We start from the raw sequence: 23,914 nt of genomic DNA on the forward strand, positions 1-23,914 counted from the left end.
CTATAGCAGCCGAGAGGCTGCAACAATCAGTCGGACCAATACCGGTAGAACATGATGAAGAAAGCCTTCCTAGCACTCGCATTCATTTCCGCAGCAATGGCCACCGGCCACACTGCCGCGGCGGCGTCCGAGCAACCCGCGTCTTCGCCGACAACTCAACTCCGCCAAATCGCCTATCGCATCGACGTCGACAAGGATGACAAGCACATCAGCACCGGCTACGCTCTCACCCTCCAAGGGCAGACCGTCAGGTATAGCGTCAAGACTTGCCTGGGTGCGGACGAATGCGAGAAAGGGATGGGAACCAACGGCATCACCGTGTCCATTACTCCGACCGTCCTGCCCGACGGCACGCTCGCTACCGACACGAAATTCGACAGCCTCGTCCCCGGTTTGGAGGTGACTGTTACGCCGACTATGGTCCAATAGTCATCCTCGCCGGATAGTGTCTTCCCTGCTCCACTGAACGCATTGAGCGCGCTCCCTCCACACACGATGTCCGAAAGCGTTGCCATCTTCGTGCAGAACAACTACGTGGAGCGCCTGACCGCGCCTGTCGCGATCTTTGCCCGCGCCGCGGGCATCACGCTATACGACCGCTCATCAACCACCAACTTCGATCCTGACGACTGCGGCATTGATTGGACTGGATTCCGTTTCGTGTTGACCTATGGATCCGTCCAATTTCTTCGGTAACTCAAGACCAGCTCCCTGGCGCGCTTCGTTCAGCATGACGAAGCGCGGTTTGCCACTCAGGCCTCGGCCAGGTCTTTCGGTCCTGACGCCCTGAACGGAACAGGACGCATAGTCAAGGCGCGCGACGTTGCCTCAGTCCTTGCCCACGAAGGTCCAGCTCACATTCGCCCCGACTCTCTGGACAAAGCCTTCACAGGGGCAGTCGTCGACGCCGAAGGGTGGAGAAAGATCGAAATTGAACGGGACCTATCGAACGAACTGGACTGCTGGATGAGTCCACTGCGGAAAATCGATGCGGAATGGCGGTGCTGGTTTGTCGGCGGCCGCCTGATCGAGATCAGCAAGTATCGGGAGAACGGCGAACGCGCTCTTGAGCGCGATGTGGACCCGCAGCTCTGGCAGGCAGCGCAAAGTCTTGCTGACCGGTACCTGCCCGCCCCCTGCGTGGCTCTTGACATTGCCAGGGCAGATGGCGGTGTTGGTTCCGACGCTATTTGCAAACGGCGGGGCAATTTCCATCGCTATTCGCGAACAGAGTCCCGCCCTCGAAATGAGATTTCGAGATCCTTAAAGCCCGAAAACGGGCCGTCGTGGGCGATACGCCAACCTAGCTCCCAGGCTTCACGCAACTTCGGTTCCAACCCTTGCGGACATGCGGTGATGGGCTGTCCATCACGCGCCGCGCGCTCACCACTCTGGATATATGGTCGGGCCCGGACGTTCTCGAATGTGAACAGCCAATGGTTAGCCTCATCGCTGCCCGCAGCATGAGGGCAGGCGAGGTCCGTCATGCCCCGCTCGACCGCAAGCGCTGCTTCGCCTTCGATGCGATCCCAGTATTCCCCATCGTCCATCGTTGCCTCTTCGTCTAGTTTGTGCGCTCTCGCCCGCAGTTCTCGTTCGCGCACAGCGCTTGGAAGGGAGCGTTTCCCTTGCCGCATACCGAGCACTTCCAGCCGGCTTGCAACGCGTGTCGCCCGCATTGCGCAAGGCACTGCCCCTCGTGAAAGCAATCGCCGCTTGCAACCGTGCATTCCGGTGCAGGGACGAACACAGGGTTGCCAAAATTGCCGTCCTGTTGCTGCAAGTGCTTGATCTTGCTGTGGATCATCTTCTGCGCCATGCGTTTTGCCATGCAAATTGCGGTGGACATTCGCAAATAACCCTGTGCAATCTCATTTAGTGCTGGAACTTACAGGCGGCTACAAGGTCATCGAGTTCAATCCCATCCACTCGTCTGGCTGGTATGCGGCTGATGTCGAAGTAGTGCTTCGGTCTTGGGTCGAGTGGGCGAACGCCAGCACGGGGCTCCACAGTCAGGCCAGAACCGCTGGCGGTTGACCCACTCCAACGCCGCCCCGTTTCTGCGACCTTCATCTGACATCGCTCTCTTCCCTTTGCTTACGCAGCACCGTTCCGGTGTCGCTGTTCTGCCCGCCGGAAAGCCCTAACTCAAGGTTGACTTGTCCATCGCATTTCCTTCACTCGGCTGCCGGCCGGTGGCGGAGCGCTCACGCGCCGGCTTGTTCTTCCTTGGTATCAGTTGCCAGTCGAATCGCGACTGTTTTGCTCGCTCGCGAAATGGCGACTGGTCAAGATCAGACCACACCAGATGACCAATGCAATCCCGAGGCCGAACGCCAACACGAAGCCGTGACGCAACAACGACAGGTTTGCGCTCGTAAGCGATTCGAGTAGCGGAATGATGTGACTGTATCCATATCCAGCGAACAACAGCAGCGCGAGAGCGCAAGCCAGCAACTCCCACGCTCCCCGGCGCACGTCACGATTCACGGCTCTGAGCAACGCTGTCATTTCTTCGTGTAGGTTCATCATTTTCCTTGTTGCTAGCGGCGTGAGTAAATTGGGAGCTTCGGCTCCACATCCCAAGGCTTCACACGCAACTCGTCACCGAACGCTTCCCCGCCTTCGTCAATGAACCGGATGACAACGTAAGGTGCCTCGTTCGTGTACTCGCGTCCTAACACGCGGCACTTCCGGCCATTGAATGTATGCAGCGGTGCGTGCAGGTCGGCCACCGAGTCTTTCCTATTAGTCTGAACTGAAGGCCGAACGCTGGGCGCTCTCAAGCACTTTGTTGCCGCTTGCTTCCTTCGCTTGCCTTGCCATGCGTGCTCGAAAGCGATCTGCGCACAAGCCCCGACCCAGCAAGCTGTAAAGCTCTTTCACCGCCAACCACGGCTGTTTGTTTTGGTCTGAGTGTTTCACAAAAACTTCGTAAGCGACTTCCAACTCGTTGAGCACGTCCTTGGATGCGTTTGCCTTCAGGTAGGAGACCGCGGCGACAGAGATAGGCCGACGCTCTCTTTCAAAGCTTCCCTGACACATCCAATGGTCGCCATCCCGACTGAGGCGACAAATGAGCGAGCAGACCCGCGCCTTAATGGCCTCCCACGAGAGTGGCGGCATCGACAACGCGATTGCCCGGCAAACCACTGCCGCATCGTGGCGCGACAGATACCAATCCGCATCACCCAGGCTAGCGAGATGCTGCCGGTCCATTTCTTCATCTGTCATCGTTCGTTCCCTCCTGCCAGCACTGCCGGCGTTTTTCTGTTCAGTCCGCGATCATTTCGGCCAGCCGAGCGAGGACGCGTCGGGCGAATTCTGGAGCTGCCTGCTTCGCAGCTTCAATAGTAGGGAATCCACCTGTCTTGAAATGCAGGAAGTGCAGATCGAATGCACCGCCGTCATCGGTTATCGCCATCATCTCTTGCCCACCAAAGCGAGCCATCTGAATCACGCGCCCATCACCACCATTCGGGTCCACCCAACGCTGCTGAGGTGCGTTGAACGCGACCCGACCACCACCATCTATCTCGATGTTCATTTGACGATTCTCCTAGGCCCCTAGCGTTTCACTGAGTCAACCAATGCCTTGCAGGCTGTCGCCCGTTGAGCTGGGTCGACCAAAGAGCCGACGATTGGTGTCTGAAAGATCAAGTCCACGAAACGATTTCCCTATTTTCCGATTTGTGGGACTCAACGCGCTTGGGGCTGAAGGGGCGTCATGTTGCCTACGCTGTCGCCTGGCGCGTAACCGGGGCGGATCTTGCCGTCCACATCCAGATAGGTGTGAGTCTTGCTCAGTGGCACGATCGCTTGGATCGGTGACAGCATGCGATCGCATTGCATGCGCGTCAGCTCGATCGACCAGTCCGACAAACGCTGATCGCCGCCAGACAGAACCTTTTCGATCCACGACGATGCGGTACGCGTCGTATCATGGAACGCTCCGAGGTATGTGCAGCCATCTGGCCCAGTCTTCCGCAGTTGCACCACACTTCCATCAGCCGTGGTTGGAGCAATGCCGGTCAGCAGCACTAGCTCAGCAGCGGTTGCTGCCGAAGAAATCAGCGTGAGTGCACAGGCGGCAAAGGCAACACGCCAAGTCATTCGTTGTTGTTGTTTCATGATGTTTTTTCGATCCGTTCTAACGCGAAAACCCGCTCATACCGCGATAACTTTGGGGAGGCGAATAGGTAATGTTCGTGCATGCCTTGGCGTCTGCCTCACTTCGCGCAAGCATTGAGCAGCCGTACGTCATTCCGTCACGATAGATGATGTCCTGATCGCCTTTCCGAATATGTCTGCCGAACGCAAACGAAGCGCCTGAGACGACGACTATCAGCGGGACTACAGTGGCCGCTGCTCTATTCAAGACCCCTGTCCTTTTTCTTATGCTTTGCCGATGTACCCAACAGTTGGAACGACCTCGAAATCCAGGGGCTGCATGTCGTCGGGATGGAGCTCTGAAAACTCGACGGTGCATTCTGAAATGCCATGTCGCGCGACGGCCTTGATAATCGGCTCAAGGTCCTTGAAAACGATCGCATAACCCTTGTCATCGGACAGAACGCCGTCCTTGCACTGCAAAACCCAGCCGCCACCGAAGCGCTCCACCGTGACCCCGCTGGCCTTCCCAAAGTGCACCAACTCGGGCATCTGCATCGGGCGCAAGGCTGACCACTTCTTGATTCGTTCGTCCATCATTTTTCCGATGGTTACAGCACCTTGCCGATCAACACGGCCGCGAGGACAGGGCCGAAGATCGACGGCGATTCCTTCGTTTGATGTGCGATCTGGCCAGTGCGCCGTGCAAGGTTCGCTAATGCCTCGTTCTGTTCTTGCAGAAGGCCAATTTGCAGCGCCAGAAGCCTGTCTGTACCGGTTGGCTGATCGATCCCGACCGACGCGCAGATGCGCAGAATGTTGGCCTCCATCTCCGCTTTCAGGCCACCCTCTTTCAACTCGCTCATGAACTCAACCATACTCCCGCGAGTAGGGTTCTCGTTTAGGAACGCGTCCAGCTTGGCGTGTAGTACCTCGGATTCCCCGCAAATCTCGCGGGCGCGCTTGATCTGGTCGTCGCCCGCAGGCTTTGCAGCCAATTCATTCAGGTTGGGAGTACCCATCATCTTGTTCCGAGCCTTCAGTGGATGTACCGGCCGACCGCTTCCAACGCGAGGGCCAGGGCCGCGACATACGCCATGAGCCCAAGCACCGCGAACCCGATCCATCGATCCGGGCCAGGCTGGATTTGGAACAGATGCGCGATTACCGTTCCCGTCTTGTGCCAGCTATCCGCGTATGCCTGCTTCATCGACTTCGTGGGCGAGCAGATGAACAGCACGAGCTGGAGCGTGACCACCAACATGACTGCCGCACCGATAACTTGATTTGCCATTTGTTTTCCCCTGTATCAGCGCGAAAACTCGCGCTCGCCGTCTGCCTTGATGCGCTCGGCCAACTTCGCATCGAGCTTTGCGCGCAACCACGCGACATGCACCACCATCAGCGTATGAACTACAGCAATGGCACCCAGCAGGACGGACAAAATGACGGCTGCGCGGTCATTCATCTCAATCATGTTGACACCTTCGACGGTTGAAGCAAGAGGATCATCGACGCCAGCCCCATGCCGACTCCAACCAGGCGTGGCCAGTCCATCGATTCACGAAACACGACAACACCAACGGCGGCCACCAGCGATAGGCTCGTCACGTTGTACACAATCATGGCATCCGGCAGCGGCATGGCCTGGCGTGCACCGAAGACAAAAAACAGCTCCAGCATTGCCAGCAAGACACCGATGGCGGCCACGCCCACCATACCGGCGATTGTTGGCCACTTGATCGCAGCAGCTCCGGCCGTGCGTTGAAGGCCGAGTGCCGCAAAAAAAAGCAGTGTGACCCCGCCCAGCAACATGTAGATGGATACCACCAGCGCTGGCGGCATGCCACCCGCAAATTTCGGCACATCCCGGATCAGCAGGATTGCGCCAGCGCTACATGCTCCAGCAGCAAACATTGATACGGCCCATGAAGTCATCGTCGGTTTTCCTATCAAAGTCGAATCCAACTGCTTGGAGACCGGTACGCGAGGCGCTGTGCGCCGGAATGTTTGTCAGGACAACGCCAAGTAGGCACCGTATGCCACAATCAAGACCAACCCTGCCAGCGCCGGCCAAATAATTCGATCCATAATCTAAATTTGCTCTGCTGGTGATCCGGAGTTAGGGGGAAGCTTTCGCATTGTTTCGCACTGCTACACCGTGAATGACGATCCCGGCCACAGCTACAGCAGCAGCGACGCACGCCAGCGTCGTGTTGCCGATCGCCAGCCAGATACCGCCCGTGCCGGCACCAAAGCCCGTAAGGAAGCCTGATAAATAGGTCGCGTTCATCGTTGTGGTCTCTTTAGTTTCGCGGCAGCCGGCCGGACGCGGGGCGCTTTCGCGCCTGGTGGTTTTTCCCCTTCGCCTATTCAGCGAAAACTTCCTGCAATGTCTGCAGGGTGCTCAACAAGGTTTTATCGGCAACTACGCCCTCTTTCTTGACCAGGCGCACCTTGTCGACCGCACGAATCTGGTCCAGCAAAATCAGCCCACTCCTCTTCATGAAGGTGATCGGCACCCGGAACGGAGCCGGCCGGCCCTTCGTCGTCATCGGAGCAACAATGACCGTTCGCAGATGGTCGTGCATCTCCGGTGGGGAGACGATCACGCACGGCCGCGTCTTCTCAATCTCGCCGCCCTTCGTCGGGTCTAGGGCTACGAGCCAAATCTCTCCGCGCGCTACCACACCAGCTCCGTGTCGTCAGCATTGGGGAATTCGCCCATCACCAGCGCATCATCACCGGCAGCCGCGACGGCCTGGCTGGCTTCAGCCCAGCCCTCGCGCGCCTTCTTCTGTGGCTTGCGGATCACCAGCGCATTGTCCTCCACTGCCATATCCACCTCATTCTCCAAACCTAGCTGGGCAAGAATGGGCTTGGGGATCAACACCCCCTGCGAATTGCCCATCTTGCGTATCGTTGCCTTCATAGCCTCACCGTAAGCACAATGTTATACCGTTGCCAGATGCATGGCAACACAATGTTATTACATTGTTGCCGGCAAGTCTGCACCTCACTTGGGGACCAACAGTGGCGTCGCGCCCTGCCAAAGCGGCACGCAGATCCTGCCGCGGCACCTTGGCGCAAATGGTCCAGTTCGGCGTGCCCACGCAAAAGCTGAGCGGTTTCGATGTTGTATCCCCGTCCTGCCCTAAAATGGCGGATTCGACCCCAATCTGCTGTTTTTTTGCGCTCCGCCATTTGAGAAAGACCATGGAAACCATCCTGCAACACGTTCCCGTCGGCCAGAAGGTCGGCATTGCCTTCTCCGGCGGCCTGGACACCAGCGCGGCCCTGCGCTGGATGAAGAACAAGGGTGCGCTGCCCTATGCCTACACCGCCAATCTCGGCCAGCCCGACGAGGAAGACTACGATGCCATCCCGCGCAAGGCGATGGAGTACGGCGCAGAAAAGGCCCGCCTGATCGATTGCCGCCCGCAGTTGGCCAACGAAGGCATCGCCGCCATCCAGGCCGGCGCCTTCCACATCAGCACCGGCGGCATCACCTACTTCAACACCACGCCGCTGGGCCGCGCCGTCACGGGCACCATGCTGGTCGCCGCCATGAAGGAAGACGACGTCCACATCTGGGGCGACGGCTCGACCTTCAAGGGCAACGACATCGAGCGCTTCTACCGCTACGGCCTGCTGACCAACCCGGCGCTGAAGATCTACAAGCCGTGGCTGGACCAGACCTTCATCGACGAACTCGGCGGCCGTGCCGAAATGTCAGCCTTCATGACGAAGGAAGGTTTCGGCTACAAGATGAGCGCCGAGAAGGCCTATTCGACGGACAGCAACATGTTGGGCGCCACCCACGAGGCGAAGGATCTGGAGTTCCTGAACGCCGGCATCCGCATCGTCAACCCGATCATGGGCGTGGCGTTCTGGAAGCCGGAAGTTGAGGTGAAGGCCGAAGAAGTGTCGGTCACCTTCGACGAAGGCCGTCCGGTCGCCGTCAACGGCAAGGAAATCGCCGACCCGGTCGAGATGTTCCTGGAGCTGAACCGCATCGGCGGCCGCCACGGCCTGGGCATGAGCGACCAGATCGAAAACCGCATCATCGAAGCCAAGAGCCGCGGCATCTACGAAGCCCCGGGCATGGCGCTGCTGCACATCGCCTACGAGCGCCTGGTCACCGGCATCCACAACGAAGACACCATCGAGCAGTACCGCATCAACGGCCTCAAGCTCGGCCGCCTGCTGTACCAAGGCCGCTGGTTCGACCCGCAAGCCATCATGCTGCGCGAAACCGCCCAGCGTTGGGTGGCCCGCGCCGTCACCGGCACCGTGACGCTGGAACTGCGCCGCGGCAACGACTACTCGATCCTGAACACCGAGTCGCCGAACCTGACGTACGCGCCCGAGCGCCTGTCGATGGAAAAGGTGGAAGACGCACCGTTCAGCCCGGCCGACCGTATCGGCCAACTGACCATGCGCAATCTGGACCTGATGGACACGCGCGACAAGCTGGCCATCTATTCCAAAGCCGGTCTGCTGTCGCTGGGCACCAGCAATGCACTGCCCCAGCTCGACGGCGGCAAGAAGTAGCTGCCTGCTGCCAAAAGCAAAAGGCCGCTCCGATTGACGTCGGAGCGGCCTTTTTTATGGCTGCTGAATAAGCCCTGGAACTGACCAGCGCCTGTACGCCTTCCTACGGCATCATCAGGTGAACCTGGGCGTCGAATGTCTCAATCATCTTGCGCTGGGACTCCACCAGTCCCGCAGCCTGTCCCGGATACCAGTCCGCGATCGAGTGCTGCAGGTCGAACCAGGGGAAGCGGTTCAACGCGAAGCGTGCGCGAGTAGGCAGCGGTTTGGCTGCCCAGGGGTTTTCGAGCAGCACCGCCCCTTCGTGGAAGACGAACAAAATGCCAGACAGGCGGCTTTTCTCCTTCCCTGTGAGGCGGAAACGCCCATCGTGCCCCATGCGCTTCGGGCTCCCATACCGATGCTCAAAAATCGGGGCACCCTTCCAGCCATAGACCCCATACCACATGCCGCCGCTGCATAGGCCATGGTGCCCACTGATGAGCGGGGCCGTCTGGTCCGCTTCAACAAATCTGGATGCAACCGGGCCGCCGAAGTGAGCAAAGTCTGCAATCAGCAAACACGGGCGATCGACATCGACCTGCGTCTCGTCGCTTTTCATCGAGCAGACTCTGCTGATGAGATTTGCCTGCACACTATCACCAGGCTTGTTGGGATCCGGCCTTCCTGCCGGCGTGAGTTCTATCTCTGTCATTGTCACTACACGACTGCCGACAGTTGACGTCGTCCTTTCGATGCCAAGAGGGTGACATCCACCAGGTGTGTTCGCCGCGGCCATCAGCTCGTCTTGCTCGACATCCTGGTGCTTCGAAAAGACCTCGACAGTCACGGGGCCGTCGCCCGCATCCACCGTGAAGTCCGGCGTGGCCGAACTCATACGTGGAATTGGCGTGACTTCAAATCCAGCTTCGAGAAGGCCGCCGTACGCGCGGATCTCCGCCAACGCTGAAGAGGCGTTGCGATCATCCACAAAGTCATTCAAGCGCGGAGCGAGATCTCTCAACCAAGATTCGCCGCCGACTTCGCAGGCAATCATCGGGACTACTTGGCGCACCAAGGCGTCTACAGGGCGCGAATCGACACTGTGTAGCGGATACCAACTTGGGTGTTGCACACCGCTGGGACGCAGCGGAGCGTCTTTGAGGCGATCGATCTCTTCTTTATTGAACAGGTCGGTCAGATTACGGATGGGGTGGAGGTTGCTGCTCATTTGAGTTGTGAAGATAGCGAAGGAACCTAAAAAAATAGCGAAGTTGCCTACAAAAATAGGGCACGCTGCTGCTATGGGTCGTTCCGTGACTCTGTCAGATCTGAGAGGCGCTGCTCGACCTCGAAGAGCTTTGGCTTCGGTCTCAGTCCGGCCATCAAATCGCCAAATCGCTGAGGCTTCTCCCGCGGCACGGGCTCACCTACGTAGAGGTAGGCCCCTTCCTCCCGAATACGAGCTTGCTTGGCTTGTTGTGCCCTCCAGATCTCTACAGTACCGAAAAACTCCAGGTGCTGTGCCATCCTTTGGCCAAGCCTCGAAAGGTCTTCGCAAATGCCGGGAATTGAGATCCGCGCAGCTTCTCCGTCGAGTACTCGCCTCACCGCCACACGAAGGATGTCAAGCTTCCGCGTCACCGGCTCTTCTGGCATATCCGCCTCGCAGTAGGCCGCCACGTAGATCATGTCAACAAGCAGCTGCGTGATTCGTTCCTCCTGATGAGGCTCTAGCGCTTGCACCAGGGCAGCATGGCGACCTCCCGGCACCTGCCCTTCCGCATGAAGCAACACGTACCCAAGCGCAGCGTCGTCGAATGCAAAAACTTCCGGGATCGAACGCTTGACACTTTCGCCAAGCCAAACGAGGTTGCCCAGGGCATCCTCCCTCTCCTCTACGAGGACTGGGTTGTCTACCGAATCACCGTCATACCGCACCGGAAGACTCTCGTTGATCCAGGTTCCACAATAGGCGTTGAAGGCTTGTGGCGGGACGATCTCCAACAAAAGCCCAACCATGTCGGCGCGTGCCACCTGGCCAGTGAGACGATCTGCAGCCGACTTGATCAGCTCATCGACTTGCCGCTTTACGGCCCGGTACAGGGCCGCAGCCGCATCGGGAACGGCCGTCGCTGCGCTTGCATAACCACGCCTGCATTCCTCCATCATCTCGGAAGTCTCAGGTTCTGCAGGCATCGCTACATTGGGCACATCCTCAAGCATTAACCAATCGGGCTGATACCGAAGATAACTTTGACCGGCTTCCTCGAATACATGGCCGCACAGCAAAAACGATTCCCCTTCGGGACGGAGGCGTACCGAGGCAGGAAGTGGCATCAGATCGCGAGCATCGGCGTAAATGGGGCCCTCTGAAACGGTCGCCCGCTCGCGGTACTTCCGATCGCCATACGTATAACGAGAAGTCAACAGCGACATGTCGTCCTCACGTGGCTCATAGTCCGCCACGCCGGCAGCCTCCCACTTCTTTGAGCGGACTGGATCTCCGCAATAGAGGGACACCGCGGCCCGCGCCAAATCGCGCCCGGCAACGCTGAAGAGCTCCGGGATGAGACCGCCAATTGATACGTTATGAAGGACACGACCCATACATGCGTTGTGCTCATCGAACACCCAAAGCTCGCGAAATCCAGCGGGCAAAGCATTTGAGCGCACGACATAGTCTTCCAGCGGCTCACATGCCAAAGGGAACAGCTCGTCACGAATGAACTGGCGGTCGACTTCATCATCCCTACAATCTCGGTACCGTGACTCAGCTCTCAATTGGTCCTGGTAGTACGGAGGCAGCAAGTCGATCAGGTGCTCAAGCGCTGACCATGTGAACACGCGACGATCCGGCAACACCGCAATTTTGTGCGCAGGTACGCCGCCGGCAAGCGCAGCCGGCGTCTTCTCACACCATCGTGGATTCAAAAGGTAGTGGGCTTCATCCAATACCAGATGCCGTCCCCGAGCTTGCTCACGCGCGATCAACCGGCCAGTGATTGCATCTGTTGTGCTGGAGTCGACTGATAGCTCGTTGAGGTGCAACGCGCCCGCGAGGCGAGTTGCTTCAGCCAAACTCAACCGGTGCTTCCGAAACAACTGCCAAGCCACAGCGCTCACCATCATGGCTCTGCTGAATCCCTCCGGCAAAAGACCAGCAGGAGGCTGAGGGATGTCGGCCAAAGCATTGGCCTGAAGCTCGTGCAGGTTGCGGTACCCAAGCAATCCAGCGAGTAGATTCTGGGCTTGCATCAAGCTCAAGGAATCGGCTTTCCAGAGCTTCTGCAGGGCACGCGAGATTTTGGTAAGGCGACCTTGCTTCAGGTCTGCCTGAGAGATAGGAATACGCACAATCACTCCAAGCGGCGCACGAGACGGACACGGGAGCTGGCTTGCCGTTGGTGCGCACCGTTGAGGAGGTGTTATGCGTCCAGGCGACAGAATCGATGCGATCTCATGGCACAGCCTTTACCAATGCCAGCGGTACGAACGAGATCAGTCCGTCGTACCGCAAGCGTAATGTGGACATGTACACCAGTCAAGCCAATCCCGCCAGCTCCACGAGGTATGCAACAAAATCGACCGCACCCGCTTTGCTCAAGATATCAGCCACCTTCATCGATCGGCCTTCCGACTTGGGCAGGAGGATCAACCTTGCATGTTCCTGATAAGGCCGCGGGAGATGATGCCAAAGCCAGGTGGCTTTGAAGTGACGCATCGCCTCACCAAAGGCCACGCTGAACTCTGGCTCATCAGAGAGAACGAACATCTCGAATTGGGAGATCAGCGACAGAACTGAACCAGCTTCGAGCGAGTACTCGCGCAGGGTCGCTTTCAAAGGGACGGAAACGCCGAGGCGCGCCGCAATGTATTTGCCGGCGGCCAGGTGATGCGAGCCTCCACTATTCATCAGGAATAGGCGCCCATCCCACGCAAACCGCGCGAAGTGGTCCGATGTCGTCTCTCGATGGAGTATTCGGATCTCGCTATGCGCAAGGTTCTTCGTCAGCTTCGCGTGCGTAATCTCGTCGATCATTTCGCGCGAATTTCGCTCCACCAGCGCATCCATGGTAGCGAAATCAGTGAGCCTGGACTTCGACGACGAAAGACCGTCGATGTCCTGGATATCGCACATCCAGTCGTCAGTCGTCTCGATGCTGGCCAGGTGGTCGAACGCCGGGCAATGAAATTCGAAACTCTCGTAGTAGTGCTTGCCGGCGACCCGCCAGCCGCGCAACGTACTACGGGACCGGCGCGGCCAGTCGGTCAATGGTGGCAATCCGAGCTCATCCCACCGGACAACGCTGCTGGCAGCGATGGATTGCACCGGCTTGACGAGCTGATAGCAAGCATCGGACCGTTGTTCAATCAGCCGCCCCAACCGCGACGGATGGATTCCCAGATCTTCGCGAATCGCGTCATACAGCGCAGTCAGGACTTGCCGCATTCCGTCTACTCGGCAGAGGCGCCGGTGCGCGCCATTCGCGTTGCGCGCCAGTCCTGAAGATAGCCCAGATAGGGTGCGCGGCGCGGCGGAACCACGGAGATGCTCGGCCGCTCTGCTACCAACGCCGCGATCGTACTCTCAAGCTGCTGCGCTTGCGCCTTCACCCATGCACTGCGTCTTGATTGGGCCCACTCCCACCAGATCCACGGCTTTAGTACATCGGTACCGCTGGGGAGATTCGGTCGATGGACCAAATCGGCAAACGTTTGACCGTACAGCAATTCGATGCCAACCAGCTTCAGATGCTGTGTGGTATCCACGGGGACGAAACCACGGTGCGGTCGCTGGTCATACAGCGTATCGGGGTCGCCAAACATCCAGTAGCCATCGGAGCTTATTGGCCCAGTCCACTCGAACGTGATCAGCGCCCCTTTCTTCTCTGCTTGGCTGTACACGGAAAGGTTTGGCAGGCTGCCCTCGATGTAGCAATTCAAGCCAGCATCACCTGCAATCTCGCCGCAAATGAACTGCTTCGTTCTCGCGATGTGGATGGCAATCGCTGGCAAGGTCTCGTGATAAATGCGCATAGTCGTTGTTATTCTCAAGACGTCAAGCGGCAGAAGCCGCTCCAGTCATAGGGGCTGCGGTCTTCCCGCGTTTCTGCATCTGCGCAACGCGATACAGGTTCATCAACTTCTCACCTGCCTCGCTTGCTGTAGCGCTTACCGGGTCATTAAACATTCCTCGGTGCTGCTCCACCTCCCAATGCCCTCTGTCGTTTCGCCACAGCCCGAGGGTCGATCGGGTACCGTCAGGCTCAACCACTCTGTAGACACGATATTCGCCGTCGATACAGTCATCAGCATAGTCGGCAACGCAGTGGCGTTGCACCCGCCCCTCTTCCATGAGGTCACGCACCGAGTTTAATGGCGTGAAGCGAATCCCTTCAATCTCGATTTCCGGCACGAGCGAGGTCCAGGTATGGTTCCTTCCTGTCTGGCTTACGCGAACTTCGGCGGTACGCATATGCCAGTCTCGGCTACGCCTCACCAGAGACGACCAAGTGGCGTGTCGATCCGGAAAACCCTGATCGATACCCTCAACTCGGAGCCAGTCGGCGATATCGCCAAGATTCGCCTGCCCCGACTGCAACCAATTCTTGAGATGGGCGAAGCCCTGCTCCTTCCACATGGCCGCACAGTGGATCGCGAAAGCGCGATAGAGCCGCTGAACTGGATCGCTCACCCCCAGTTGCCGGACGCTGTAACTGCGCGTGACCAGATGCCACCATGCGATCGCTGGAATATCGACTGTTATGTTGGCCCTCGCAAGGTTCTCCACCACGACGGGATCCTTACCGCCCCCATTGACCGAGGCCCATTTCCTGATGACAGTGAGCTTCGATTTAAACAGCCAGCGCATAGCGGCTCTCGACTCAAGCGGCACAAACCGGTTCCCACTCGCGTTGAACCTCGGATACTCCACCAAAGTCCGTTTGCGACCATCCCGAACCCAAAGCTTCCGAGAAAACAAATCGTCTCTGCTCCATTGATCCACGCGGATATCACGCAGCAGCGGTAGCAGGTTTCGCCTCTCCTTTGAAACCTTCAAAAGAGCGTCGCGGTTTTTGGCATGGCGCAAGTAGTCGTGAAACCAAACGACGTCGTACTCGATAGCGAGCATTGCCGACAACACTTCAGCGTCGAGCACATGATCGAAGATGGCAGCACGCAACGCCCGGGCGCCTGCCAACATCGATTCGGTCGTGAGCAGACCGTCCTTCCAGTTCTCCTTGCCATCATTGCGAATTCCGGTGCCCTTACCAAGGTACTTTCCGAGCAAAATGCTGGCCATCGTTCCTGGCGACATGTCAGGCTTCGGGGCGTCCGCCTTGGGTGTGTTCGTCCCTGACAAGGGGTCCCAATCCGCATCCCAATTCGATAGATGCCATGGGAGATCCTTGTACCCAGCGGCTACCAGCGCTGCCCAAATGGCTTTTCGCGTGATGTCGCGCCACCAATCGAGTTTCTGTGTTTTCTGAATTGGGAAAAATGGCACCCTTGGCCAGTATCCAAGGTCATCAACCTCCTTCCACAGCTTCTCTTTGAGATCGAACTCAAGCGTCTGCACAGCCCCTTCCGGGCTACGGTCGACCCGCCACAGATTGCAAATGATGACGCTCTTCCCACCATCTACGGCTTCTGACACCTGCACAAGGCGGAACACCTTGTGGTCGACGATCATCTGCTTCGCGCGGCGATACACATCCGCCAAATCCTCCCTGCCGAAAAGATTCTTGCGCCCGCGAAGAACAGGGGCCAACGCCATGGCGGGGGAAACGCTAGCCTCGACACCAGGCGAAAGAAAGCCCTCTTCACCGCGTTCCATGTACAAAGCGATCTCCTTGCGCTCTCAACCGCAGTTCCGACTCGCAATCAAAAATTGATAACACCACCGAGGTGATGACGAAGCGCGAATACCGCGGCCAGTGCGCCTCGCACCTCAGCGACTTCGAGTTGCATCAAAGGAAGCTTCGCTGGATGCGACGTGTTATCCAGAGGGGAGAGCCGAATCCCACAATGCATGAGCGCCGCGATCATGTCGCCGAGACGGACCGTCGCGTGACCACGGTCGTACAACGCCATTGCGGCACTCCACTGCTCGGCGAAGGGCGCTTTCGAGAGTTTTCGATCGTTCGCAACATCGTCAAAACACAGCGCGATCTCCAGCGCAGAACGTAATTGCTCTGGAATCTGGCTGGATAGCAGTGGCTTCTTCTCTCGTACAAACTGCAGCCCGATCAACTCGGCAATTCGGCTCATTGCCGTCATGTATTCAGAGAACCGGCTCTTCAAGCTGGCTTCTCGCAGAACGACGCCAAGCCTCGCCGCGAGTTTGGAAGCGCTACGCTTACGCGCTTCCCACTCCCTCCGATCGACTGCGCCTTGCTCCGTGCGATAGGGCTCATAGCCAAGCCGAGATAGCGATTTCCATAGAACATCGAAAGACTCTTTTCGTCGAAGTTCCTTCTGGAAATACTGGCCAAGTTCTGGCGTCCAGCGAGGGCCATAGTGCCCGCCCCTGGCATGTTTGTACGCGGTCTCGACGTCGTCGCGAAGCGCGCTTGGGATTGACATGGCCGCAACGCCACGGCCCAACCAAACGCCATGTTCAATGAGCTTGCGAATCGCACCTCTCGCGCCCGCAGAATACTGCGCCCAAAACACGTATCGCTCCACCGACAACGCGTGCGGCCTGAGGTCTACAGCATCCGATTCGTGATCGGATCGCTCAAGAGAAATCCCCCGACGGCGCAGCGCTTCAAGCAGCGTATCGAGGTATGCAATGTGAAACCCCATAGCCACAGCGGCATCCACCATGTCATCGATCTCATCGCTGGGAAGCCCAGGGTGTTTCGACTGCATTTCTGCGCGTGTCAGCACTCGTCCGATTTCCTCTACCTGGCTTCTGGTGAGCCGAAGGGACGATTCACCCTTTACGAACTTGAGATTGTGGAGGCCGACTTCGTTGGCCAGCGTGTCAAGATGACGTTGACCGTGTTCGCGCGCGAAATAGGTAGCAAGCGCCCCGGCATACGCTTGGGTATCAAACAGCGAGCTTCCAAAGCTGGAGTCATAGACTTCGAAAAACTCTTCAACCACACTCAAATTGCTATCGACATCCGTCATGTCAGCTCCAATTGATCTACTCAACCGATCACGCGGCCAGCAGTGTGCTGACAGCCTTCGACGCAAAAGCGATCGGAAATGCCTGCTCATTCAACGAGGACATTCGGATGCGCTGCTCGATGTCGCTCCACTGCACCAGACATGCGTCCATGATGGATACGAGAAGGGGCAGGTAGACACGGTGCGCAAGCGAAAGCGCCGCAAGCAGTTCAACTTGCGAAACTGCGCTCATCTCTGAAAACGTGTAGGGCTTGAAATCAAAAAACACCTGCGGCGGGTCCGTCAGACCGATAGCGATCGCTTCGGCCGCCTCCCGTACATTCCCCTTCGCCAGGGTCAGATGACGTGACATGACACAGCGCCAAATATTGGTGAGTGCGGCTACCGCCGACTCCGATTCACGATACTGCTTCCACGCCCACCCAGTTGGCGTTACCGCCGCCGAACATTGAATGGCGATGGCTCGATCAAACGGATAGCCGGCGTCCATCCAGCAGCCGTTGATCGCGTTGTTGGTGCTCAACTGAGCGGCCAACATGTCTTGCAGTTGGGTGTGCGTGATCATTGCGGAAATCCGATCTCTGTGACTTGCTCAAAATCGGCTTCGCGCGGACAGCGGCCCCCGCCGCCGCGCTAGGCCGGCATTACGGAAGTGATCACGCGGGGATGTCGTCCAGACGCTCCGCTTCGCCACCGGTTGCTTGGTCCGGGCGATCGATCTTCGTCAGGTTTTCCCACTTGGTCACGCGGATGCGGACACCGTAGCGGGTCACGCCGTCGAGTTCGTACTTTTCGTTGCGCGGTTCGCCCTTCACGTAGACGCGATAGCCCTTCTTCATCATGTCGGCGAAGATCTCCGCGCTCTCACCCCACAGCTCATAGGGGAAGCCTTCAGCACGACTGACTTCTTCTTGAGTGTTCTTGTCTTTCCACGTGACGTTGGTAATCACGCGGAAATTCGCGACCTTGCTGCCGTCCGGGTTCTTGCGGAACTGCGGGTTATCGGCCAAAAAGCCGATTTGCGTCATTTCCAATTCGCCACGAATAGTCATCACAACCTCCAAAGTAGGGCCTCAGCCCGTTGATAACGAATGACCGCCCTATGCGGCCTTTCGATCGAAACCTTCTGCAAACTCCATCATCGCGAGACGTTCTGCCTCTTCCGGGTCGAGGATCTCGGTCGCGATTGCCATCTTTGATTTGTGCATCTCGACCACGTCTATATCGATGGTCCCGTCGACCAACACGATGAGTACAAAGACGAGGCGCTCCTGACCGTTGCGGTACGCACGGTCTTCGGCTTGCTTGGCCAGGAACGGCGTCCACGGCAGCGACACCAGGATCACGTAGTTCGCCGCGGTGATGTTGTGGCCCACGCCGCCCACCGAGCGCGTGGCCACCAGCACGCGCTTGAGCGGGTTCGTCTGAAATTCATCGATAACAGCCTGCCGGCGCTTCTTCGATTTGATTGCGCCGGTGAGCACGCAGGGGTCATGTCCAGCGTCTCGCAATGCCGCCTCGAAGTGCGCCACCGACTCGCTGAATTCGCAGAAGACCAGGACTTTGTCGTCGCCGTTGAGCTGCGACACCATGTCAACGACGGCGCGGACCTTGCTGATCTCCAGCTCCTGGCGCAGCTTCGTGATCTTGGCGAGCGTGATGATTCCGCTGTCCGCATTGATCGCGTCATAGCGCTCGCGCTGGCTCTGGTCGAGCTCGATGTACCGAGCCTGCCGACGTTTGCCTTTGAGATGCTTGAGCACCTGGTCCTTGGTGCGATACAGCATCCACTCACGAATCAGCTTGCCGAGATCGCGCCGGAAAGCAGCATCGCCGGCAAACTTCTCCTGGAATGTCTTGAGCGGAATCTTGCCAAGCGGATGCCCAGACAACCGCAGCAGCGTGTGAATCTCGCTTTCGCGGTTCAGGATCGGTGTACCGGTCAGAATCACCCGATACGGCACGCTGGCTGCGATGTCGAACGCGTAGCGCGTGCGCAGCGCCGTCGGGTCCTTGATCGAATGCGCCTCGTCGACCACCATCACCACGAACCGGTCTGCTAGATGGGCGACCGTATGCAGCATCTCGTAGTTGATGACGATCCACCGCTTGTCTGCGCGGTAGCCCAGGGAAATGCTCGTTTCTCCTGGGAGCACCTGGGCGATTTCCCGCGCCCAGTTGATCATCAGGTCGGACAGCGTAATGACGAGGATCTGCTTACCCGGGGCCTGGCTCGACAGGATGTCGGCTGCGCAGATGCCCTGACGCGTCTTGCCCAGGCCCATATCGTCGGCCAGCAGCGCGCTTGAGTTGCGCACCAGGTGCCGGACGCCGACCTTCTGGTAGTCGTAGAGCGAGTACCCCGCGATCGCGGCTTCGATCAAAGACGATGTCAACGGCGTCGGCGCCAGTGGCGCCGTCACCGCGAGATACACCTCCTTGTCGTGATCCTCGGATGCCTGCGCAAACTCCGGGATCGCGCTCGGCAGAACCTGAATCGTTGCGCCCTTGTTGCCCTGCGGCACGAAGGCATCGTCGACGATGTCGAAGATGCCCTGCGCAATCGTCACCTGGTCCTCGCGCAGCTTGAGCTGCTCGATCAGGTTCTCACGCACCATGTGCGGACTGGACTGCGCCAGCTTCCAAGCACGCATTGGGGCCAGATAGCGGCCCTTCATCGACTGTGCGAGAGAGACAACTGCCGGGTGATAAGCGCTGCTCACCAGCACGGCGCCGCCCGCCTCGATCTGGTAGATCGTCGCCGTCAGATCATCTGTGAACGCCGAAGGCTGTGCATCGGCCCGGGCGTCCGCCAGCATCTTGAAAAACTCGGGCGATGCGCCCTTGACCCGGCCATTGCCGGCATCAATCAGCGCATTGAACAACGCTTCCCCATGTTCGTAGAGGACATGGGCCGGAAAGCGCCAGAACCGGTGGTACGGATGCTGTTCCTTCGGAATGTAGCGACCGTTGTACGGTTCCTGTTTCAGGATCAGGTTCGCACCTTCGAAGTGCGAGAACAGAATGCCAAACTGGAAGCCGTCATATACAACGCGCTGCACGAGCGGCTTCGGATCCGCGCTATACGCAGATTTGAAACCGAGCGATTGCAGGCGTAGACCCATCTTGACGCGCCCCTAGACTAACGACGCATGCCACGCGCCGGGATCAGGCGCGCGATGAGAGTTGCGACAGCGCTTCGTGGCGCTGGCTCGACTGCCGGCAGCTCAAGATTCAGTTCGCGTGCAAAGGCCGCCAAAAGGCGCTCTTGCGTCTGACAGCGTCGCTCCAACTTCCGAACGCCCAGGAACATGCGCAGGACGAATCGAACTGTCAGGATGATGATTGCAAGCCAGATGAGGCTGAAGACGACCTGTGAGAATGTCGGGGGGGCCATGGGGTTCTCCGGGGGGATGAGAGATCAGTTACCGGGCTTTGCCTTGCCCGCTTCGCTCTGCGCTTGTGCACGCATCTCGGCCTCGCGGTACTTCAGCCAGATGGCACGTACAAGCGTTGCGATGGCCTTGGCGTCGCGCAGCTCCGGCGGCTGCTTCATCACACCTTCCACGACCGACGTGGACGGAAGATCCAGCGGCTCGTCCGGGTCTTCCAGCACGCGCACCGATGCCGCCGAACGCTCAAGGCCTGGAATCAACGCCACATCGTTCGCATAGAACACAATGACGTCGTGGCCATTGACGAGCTCCAGCAGCTTTCGGCGCGCTTCCATCGACGTCGGCGCCTGGACGATACGAGCGAGCTGCTCATCGGTCGTGCCGTGCTGAGCGGTGATCTCCTCCACGGAAACCTGTGGCTTGCACAGCTGGCTGTGAACAATATCGCCGCGCTCGTTCATGAGCGCCGCCTCGATAAAGTCGGTCTGGGTGTCCGAGCGCACGGTCAGGAGGCCCAGAGCCAGCGTCTGCCGCTTGACCGCAACCGCTGCAGGATCGACGGCTGAGAGTTGCTCCTGTTCCTTGAGCTGCGCCTCGATCTTCTCCAGCTCTTCTTCGGTGAACTTGTAGCTCTCAACACCCTCGATGAGCCCAGTCACGGCTGAATCGATAGCCGGTTTCTCTAGCGCGCGCTTGCGCTTGCTTTCGTGGAGGAAGTGGGAATAGATGCCGGCAACTTCGGTGAAGGCCGTGATCCGCCCTACGTTATCGACGACGAGCCACAGCCGGCGGTCTGCGACGCGCAGCCAGCGGAATTCCGACGGCGGCAAGACACCAAGGCGCCGCGCATCCGTGAGCATTGCGTAGATCAGCGTGTACACGTATGCGTGACGCTTAAAGTAGCCGCGCACTGTGGGTGCATTCCAGTACTTACGCAGCACGACCACAGCTTCGCTCATGTCCAGATCAATGCGGTCGGTCTCTTTGTTGTAGCTATCGCCCGCACACTTCCAGAAGGTGGCCAACATCCGCTCGGTATCGGCCATGGCCGCCTTGTAGTCGCGCTCAGACATCTTCGAATCGAGCGCAGCGATACGCGGCAAGACGATTGCAAGTACGGCCGCTTCCCACTTGGTCAGATGCTTCGGCGTTCGCCAGAGCGGCCCCATCTGAGCGCGGAAAAGAGCAGCTGCACGGTCACGGTTGATTCTGTACTCGCCGGGTTTCGCTCCACGGTCCAGCAGCTTGTGCTTGATAGCGAATGCCTTCTCGGTATCCGCCATGCGGTACTTCCCGACATTGATGGACTGGCTCGTCAGGTCGACCTTGCGGAACAACTTCAAATGCGGGTAGTGCTTGGACTGCTCATCCGTGAACGTGTGCAGGGTGTAGTCCCGCGGCTTGCCGAAGTGCTTATGGTTCGTCGGATTCGAATCAAGCGACTTGCGCATGATCCAGATCGCGACAGGCACGTTAATGGCGACCAGCAAAAAGATGTTTGCCGCAATGCTCGATTGCGCCATATGCGAGAGCTCGATGAAAGCCGGATTCGAGCCCACGAAAAAGCGGAACCAGCTCGTGAAGATGCCACCAACCAGCCTGCCCACGACAACTAGGCCCCCGACATACAAGACACCACGGCCAAGCTCTTTGCGTATCCGCAGAGCCATCATGACGGCACCGGCAAGGATCAACGGCACGCCAGCGATCGCGCCAAGCGGACCTTTCGTCAAAAGCGACAGCAACCCGTCAACGAGAAGGTAGCCACCTGCGACGGCGATCCAGCGAACTGACGTCGCTTCCGGCTTGAGCGCCCGCAAGGCCGCCGCCGCACCCAGAAGAACCGCTCCTGCGAGCGCTCCCCAGAGGGTTCGGCTGACGACGAACACACCGAACTCAACGATGCGGATCCAGGAATATCCCGTCGCAATCTGTGTATGCGCTGCTGTCCAGAATGCGTAGAAGCCCAGGGCCACCAGGAGGCCTAGGATGAGGATCCAATACGGCTCGATCGTCTCATCCGGCCGGCTGCCGTTGTGCGGAGTGCTCATGTTCTCAGCTGAATAGCGCCGCGGCGGCCTGGGCGCGATTTCGCTGCTCCAGGTCGCTGGCAATGGTGGAAAGGATGGCGTTCGCCTCGTGCACGAGCCCAGCGCTCGCGACAATGCGTTCGCGATCGGCGTGGCTTGCCAACGCCTCTGTGACAGCCATGCGCAGCGCTACATCGGGGATGCGCTCTGCTGCGACGAATCGTTGCTCGGGTGCATTGACACCGAACCAACCAACAATCAGCTCCGAGAACTCGTCTCGAAGCTCCTGCGGCACTTCGCACGTGCGATTGACGTCAATCGCACTCAGCAGGGCCAAGCGCCTGTAGAAGAGCTGGCGCTCATTCGTCACAGGCGCGCGCTGGGCGTCTACCTGCCCCCCTTGCATCCGCGCAGAACCTTTTGTTGCCCGTGGCGCAACCGACACCTCCACCCCAATCGCCGCTTCGATTTCGCCGCGCAGAGCATCGCGGAACAAAGGCGCGTGCTCGATGGTGGCCAGGAGCATCGAAGCCTCCTTCGCCATCGCTGCACGGTCTTCGGCGTGAACCTTCCTGATTCCGCCGTGCAAAATCGCTATGACGCGCTCAGAAAGCGGGACCGAGGCGTTGATCAATGCCTCACGCCACGCATCAATGCCGTGCTCCCGCACGTAGCTGTCGGGATCATGATCGTTGGGTAGCGTCAGGAAATACGCACGCTTGCCGTCCGTCATGACACTGAGGACGATGTTCGCAGCGCGGTCGGCCGCATGCTGGCCAGCCTTGTCACCATCGAAACAGAAGTAGATCGACTGGCACTGGCGCAACAGCCTGGTGACCTGCTCCGCCGTGATGCTGGTCCCGAGTGCAGCAACCGCCCTGGTTTCGCCGTGCTGGTGCAGCATGGCCACATCCATGTACCCCTCAACCACCACGGCACTGCGTGTCTGCCGCACTGCCGCGCGCGCAAAGTTCAGCCCGTAAAGCTCCTCGCCCTTGTGGAACACGGGCGTCTCGGGCGAATTCAAGTATTTCGGCTCCGCGTCGGTCATGGTGCGGCCACCGAATCCGATCACCTGTCCGGCCGCGTTCCAGATCGGGAACATCAACCGCTCACGGAACTTGTCTCGCACATGGCCTGTTTCTTCGCTTCGCGACACCAGCCCGGCTTCGACCAACACAGACTCAGGTACGTCGGCCAAAGCTGCGCGCAAGCCATTGCTGGCGTGACCGAGGCTAAATTTGACGACCGTCTCTTTCGTGAGACCGCGCCGCTTCATGTAGTCGATCGTTTCCGGCTCCTGACGCAGGTTCAGATGAAAATGGCGGGCCGCGCGCGAGAGCACCTCATAAAGCGATGACTCGTGCGCTTCTCGCGCCTGCACCTCAGGAGTAGGCTTTGCCCGCTCCGGCAAAGGCATGCCCGCTGCCTGCGCGAGCTCCTCTACCGCTTCCACGAACGTCATGCCGGTGTGTGCCATCAGGAACCCGAACACGTCCCCATGGGCCCCACAGCCGAAGCAGTGATAGAACTGCTTGGTCGGGCTGACAGAAAACGACGGCGACTTCTCGCTATGGAACGGGCACAGGCCGGAGTAATTGGCACCGGCCTTCTTGAGCTGCACATAGCGCCCGACGAGATCCACCACGTCGTGGCGGTCCCTGACGTCGCTCAGAAAGGCGTCTGGAAACCGGCTCACACACC

The 23,914-nt window shown here is 58.8% G+C and carries 27 protein-coding genes and 1 pseudogene; 4 read left to right on the plus strand and 24 right to left on the minus strand.

Annotated elements, in window-relative coordinates:
• Nucleotides 1-51 precede the first annotated feature (51 nt).
• The 3 genes and pseudogenes from JHD73_RS06170 to JHD73_RS29725 form a co-directional block, all read left to right on the plus strand.
• Complete coding sequence (locus tag JHD73_RS06170; RefSeq protein WP_199028842.1) at nt 52-429, plus strand: hypothetical protein; 378 nt, start codon at nt 52-54, stop codon at nt 427-429.
• Between the two features lie 66 nt (nt 430-495).
• Complete coding sequence (locus JHD73_RS06175) at nt 496-696, plus strand: hypothetical protein (protein WP_199028844.1); 201 nt, start codon at nt 496-498, stop codon at nt 694-696.
• Nucleotides 697-858: 162 nt separating this feature from the next.
• Nucleotides 859-1,113 (plus strand): annotated as a pseudogene (locus JHD73_RS29725) (ATP-grasp domain-containing protein); the annotation flags it as partial.
• Between the two features lie 104 nt (nt 1,114-1,217).
• On the opposite strand, the gene JHD73_RS29070 reads toward JHD73_RS29725, so the two are convergent.
• The 13 genes from JHD73_RS29070 to JHD73_RS06240 all read right to left on the minus strand — a co-directional run bounded on the left by JHD73_RS29070 (nt 1,218) and on the right by JHD73_RS06240 (nt 7,042).
• Complete coding sequence (locus JHD73_RS29070) at nt 1,218-1,550, minus strand: hypothetical protein (RefSeq protein ID WP_233176805.1); 333 nt, start codon at nt 1,548-1,550, stop codon at nt 1,218-1,220.
• Between the two features lie 685 nt (nt 1,551-2,235).
• Complete coding sequence (locus JHD73_RS06185; RefSeq protein ID WP_199028846.1) at nt 2,236-2,532, minus strand: hypothetical protein; 297 nt, start codon at nt 2,530-2,532, stop codon at nt 2,236-2,238.
• 216 nt (nt 2,533-2,748) lie between these two features.
• A complete protein-coding gene (locus JHD73_RS06190) occupies nt 2,749-3,234 on the minus strand; it encodes a hypothetical protein (RefSeq protein WP_199028848.1) in 486 nt (161 codons plus the stop codon).
• 40 nt (nt 3,235-3,274) lie between these two features.
• Complete coding sequence (locus tag JHD73_RS06195) at nt 3,275-3,547, minus strand: hypothetical protein (RefSeq protein ID WP_199028850.1); 273 nt, start codon at nt 3,545-3,547, stop codon at nt 3,275-3,277.
• Between the two features lie 152 nt (nt 3,548-3,699).
• Nucleotides 3,700-4,131 carry a hypothetical protein gene (locus JHD73_RS06200; protein WP_199028852.1) on the minus strand — a complete coding sequence of 144 codons (432 nt, stop codon included), beginning with the start codon at nt 4,129-4,131 and terminating at the stop codon, nt 3,700-3,702.
• 264 nt (nt 4,132-4,395) lie between these two features.
• Entirely contained in the window at nt 4,396-4,710 is a 315-nt protein-coding gene (locus tag JHD73_RS06205) for a hypothetical protein (RefSeq protein WP_199028854.1), read from the minus strand.
• An 11-nt stretch (nt 4,711-4,721) separates the two neighbouring features.
• Nucleotides 4,722-5,135 (minus strand): hypothetical protein, encoded by a 414-nt coding sequence (locus JHD73_RS06210; protein ID WP_199028856.1) that lies wholly within the window; start codon nt 5,133-5,135, stop codon nt 4,722-4,724.
• A 14-nt stretch (nt 5,136-5,149) separates the two neighbouring features.
• On the minus strand, nt 5,150-5,404 hold the full coding sequence (locus JHD73_RS06215) for a hypothetical protein (RefSeq protein WP_233176806.1): 255 nt from the start codon (nt 5,402-5,404) through the stop codon (nt 5,150-5,152).
• A gap of 15 nt (nt 5,405-5,419) precedes the next feature.
• Nucleotides 5,420-5,587, minus strand: a complete 168-nt coding sequence (locus JHD73_RS06220; protein ID WP_199028858.1) for a hypothetical protein — start codon at nt 5,585-5,587, stop codon at nt 5,420-5,422.
• Nucleotides 5,584-6,048, minus strand: a complete 465-nt coding sequence (locus JHD73_RS06225; RefSeq protein WP_199028860.1) for a hypothetical protein — start codon at nt 6,046-6,048, stop codon at nt 5,584-5,586. The genes JHD73_RS06220 and JHD73_RS06225 overlap by 4 nt, the downstream gene beginning before the upstream one ends.
• A gap of 184 nt (nt 6,049-6,232) precedes the next feature.
• Complete coding sequence (locus JHD73_RS06230; RefSeq protein WP_199028862.1) at nt 6,233-6,403, minus strand: hypothetical protein; 171 nt, start codon at nt 6,401-6,403, stop codon at nt 6,233-6,235.
• 76 nt (nt 6,404-6,479) lie between these two features.
• Nucleotides 6,480-6,800 carry a type II toxin-antitoxin system PemK/MazF family toxin gene (locus JHD73_RS06235; protein ID WP_199028864.1) on the minus strand — a complete coding sequence of 107 codons (321 nt, stop codon included), beginning with the start codon at nt 6,798-6,800 and terminating at the stop codon, nt 6,480-6,482.
• A complete protein-coding gene (locus JHD73_RS06240) occupies nt 6,794-7,042 on the minus strand; it encodes an AbrB/MazE/SpoVT family DNA-binding domain-containing protein (RefSeq protein WP_199028866.1) in 249 nt (82 codons plus the stop codon). Before JHD73_RS06240 ends, JHD73_RS06235 begins: the two co-directional genes overlap by 7 nt.
• Before the next feature lie 284 nt (nt 7,043-7,326).
• On the opposite strand from JHD73_RS06240, the gene argG reads away from it, so the two are divergent.
• Nucleotides 7,327-8,664, plus strand: coding sequence for an argininosuccinate synthase (argG, locus tag JHD73_RS06245; RefSeq protein WP_199028868.1), 1,338 nt, complete (start codon nt 7,327-7,329; stop codon nt 8,662-8,664).
• Nucleotides 8,665-8,767: 103 nt separating this feature from the next.
• Here the strand turns inward: argG and JHD73_RS06250 are convergent, their stop codons facing one another.
• From JHD73_RS06250 to dnaG, 11 genes are all read right to left on the minus strand, one after another.
• A complete protein-coding gene (locus JHD73_RS06250) occupies nt 8,768-9,874 on the minus strand; it encodes a hypothetical protein (protein WP_199028871.1) in 1,107 nt (368 codons plus the stop codon).
• Nucleotides 9,875-9,945: 71 nt separating this feature from the next.
• Entirely contained in the window at nt 9,946-12,000 is a 2,055-nt protein-coding gene (locus tag JHD73_RS06255; protein ID WP_199028873.1) for a hypothetical protein, read from the minus strand.
• Nucleotides 12,001-12,187: 187 nt separating this feature from the next.
• Nucleotides 12,188-13,096 carry a DUF6685 family protein gene (locus JHD73_RS06260; RefSeq protein WP_199028874.1) on the minus strand — a complete coding sequence of 303 codons (909 nt, stop codon included), beginning with the start codon at nt 13,094-13,096 and terminating at the stop codon, nt 12,188-12,190.
• A gap of 5 nt (nt 13,097-13,101) precedes the next feature.
• The gene (locus JHD73_RS06265) at nt 13,102-13,683 is read right to left on the minus strand and encodes a hypothetical protein (RefSeq protein ID WP_199028876.1); all 582 of its coding nucleotides are present in this window, start codon (nt 13,681-13,683) and stop codon (nt 13,102-13,104) included.
• Nucleotides 13,684-13,705: 22 nt separating this feature from the next.
• Nucleotides 13,706-15,484, minus strand: coding sequence for a PcfJ domain-containing protein (locus tag JHD73_RS06270; RefSeq protein ID WP_199028879.1), 1,779 nt, complete (start codon nt 15,482-15,484; stop codon nt 13,706-13,708).
• Nucleotides 15,485-15,531: 47 nt separating this feature from the next.
• Nucleotides 15,532-16,785: a hypothetical protein gene (locus JHD73_RS06275; protein WP_199028881.1), complete on the minus strand. Its 1,254-nt coding sequence runs from the start codon at nt 16,783-16,785 to the stop codon at nt 15,532-15,534.
• Nucleotides 16,786-16,813: 28 nt separating this feature from the next.
• Nucleotides 16,814-17,350: a hypothetical protein gene (locus JHD73_RS06280; RefSeq protein WP_199028883.1), complete on the minus strand. Its 537-nt coding sequence runs from the start codon at nt 17,348-17,350 to the stop codon at nt 16,814-16,816.
• A 91-nt stretch (nt 17,351-17,441) separates the two neighbouring features.
• Nucleotides 17,442-17,837: a single-stranded DNA-binding protein gene (locus JHD73_RS06285; protein WP_199028885.1), complete on the minus strand. Its 396-nt coding sequence runs from the start codon at nt 17,835-17,837 to the stop codon at nt 17,442-17,444.
• A gap of 48 nt (nt 17,838-17,885) precedes the next feature.
• Entirely contained in the window at nt 17,886-19,910 is a 2,025-nt protein-coding gene (locus JHD73_RS06290; RefSeq protein ID WP_199028887.1) for a DEAD/DEAH box helicase, read from the minus strand.
• Between the two features lie 296 nt (nt 19,911-20,206).
• A complete protein-coding gene (locus tag JHD73_RS06295; protein ID WP_199028889.1) occupies nt 20,207-22,231 on the minus strand; it encodes a hypothetical protein in 2,025 nt (674 codons plus the stop codon).
• Between the two features lie 4 nt (nt 22,232-22,235).
• Nucleotides 22,236-23,909, minus strand: coding sequence for a DNA primase (gene dnaG, locus JHD73_RS06300; RefSeq protein ID WP_199028891.1), 1,674 nt, complete (start codon nt 23,907-23,909; stop codon nt 22,236-22,238).
• Between the last annotated feature and the right edge of the window lie 5 nt (nt 23,910-23,914).

The sequence above is a fragment of the Ralstonia sp. ASV6 genome, from assembly GCF_016429285.1.
GTDB classification, from domain to species: Bacteria; Pseudomonadota; Gammaproteobacteria; order Burkholderiales; family Burkholderiaceae; genus Ralstonia; species Ralstonia flaminis.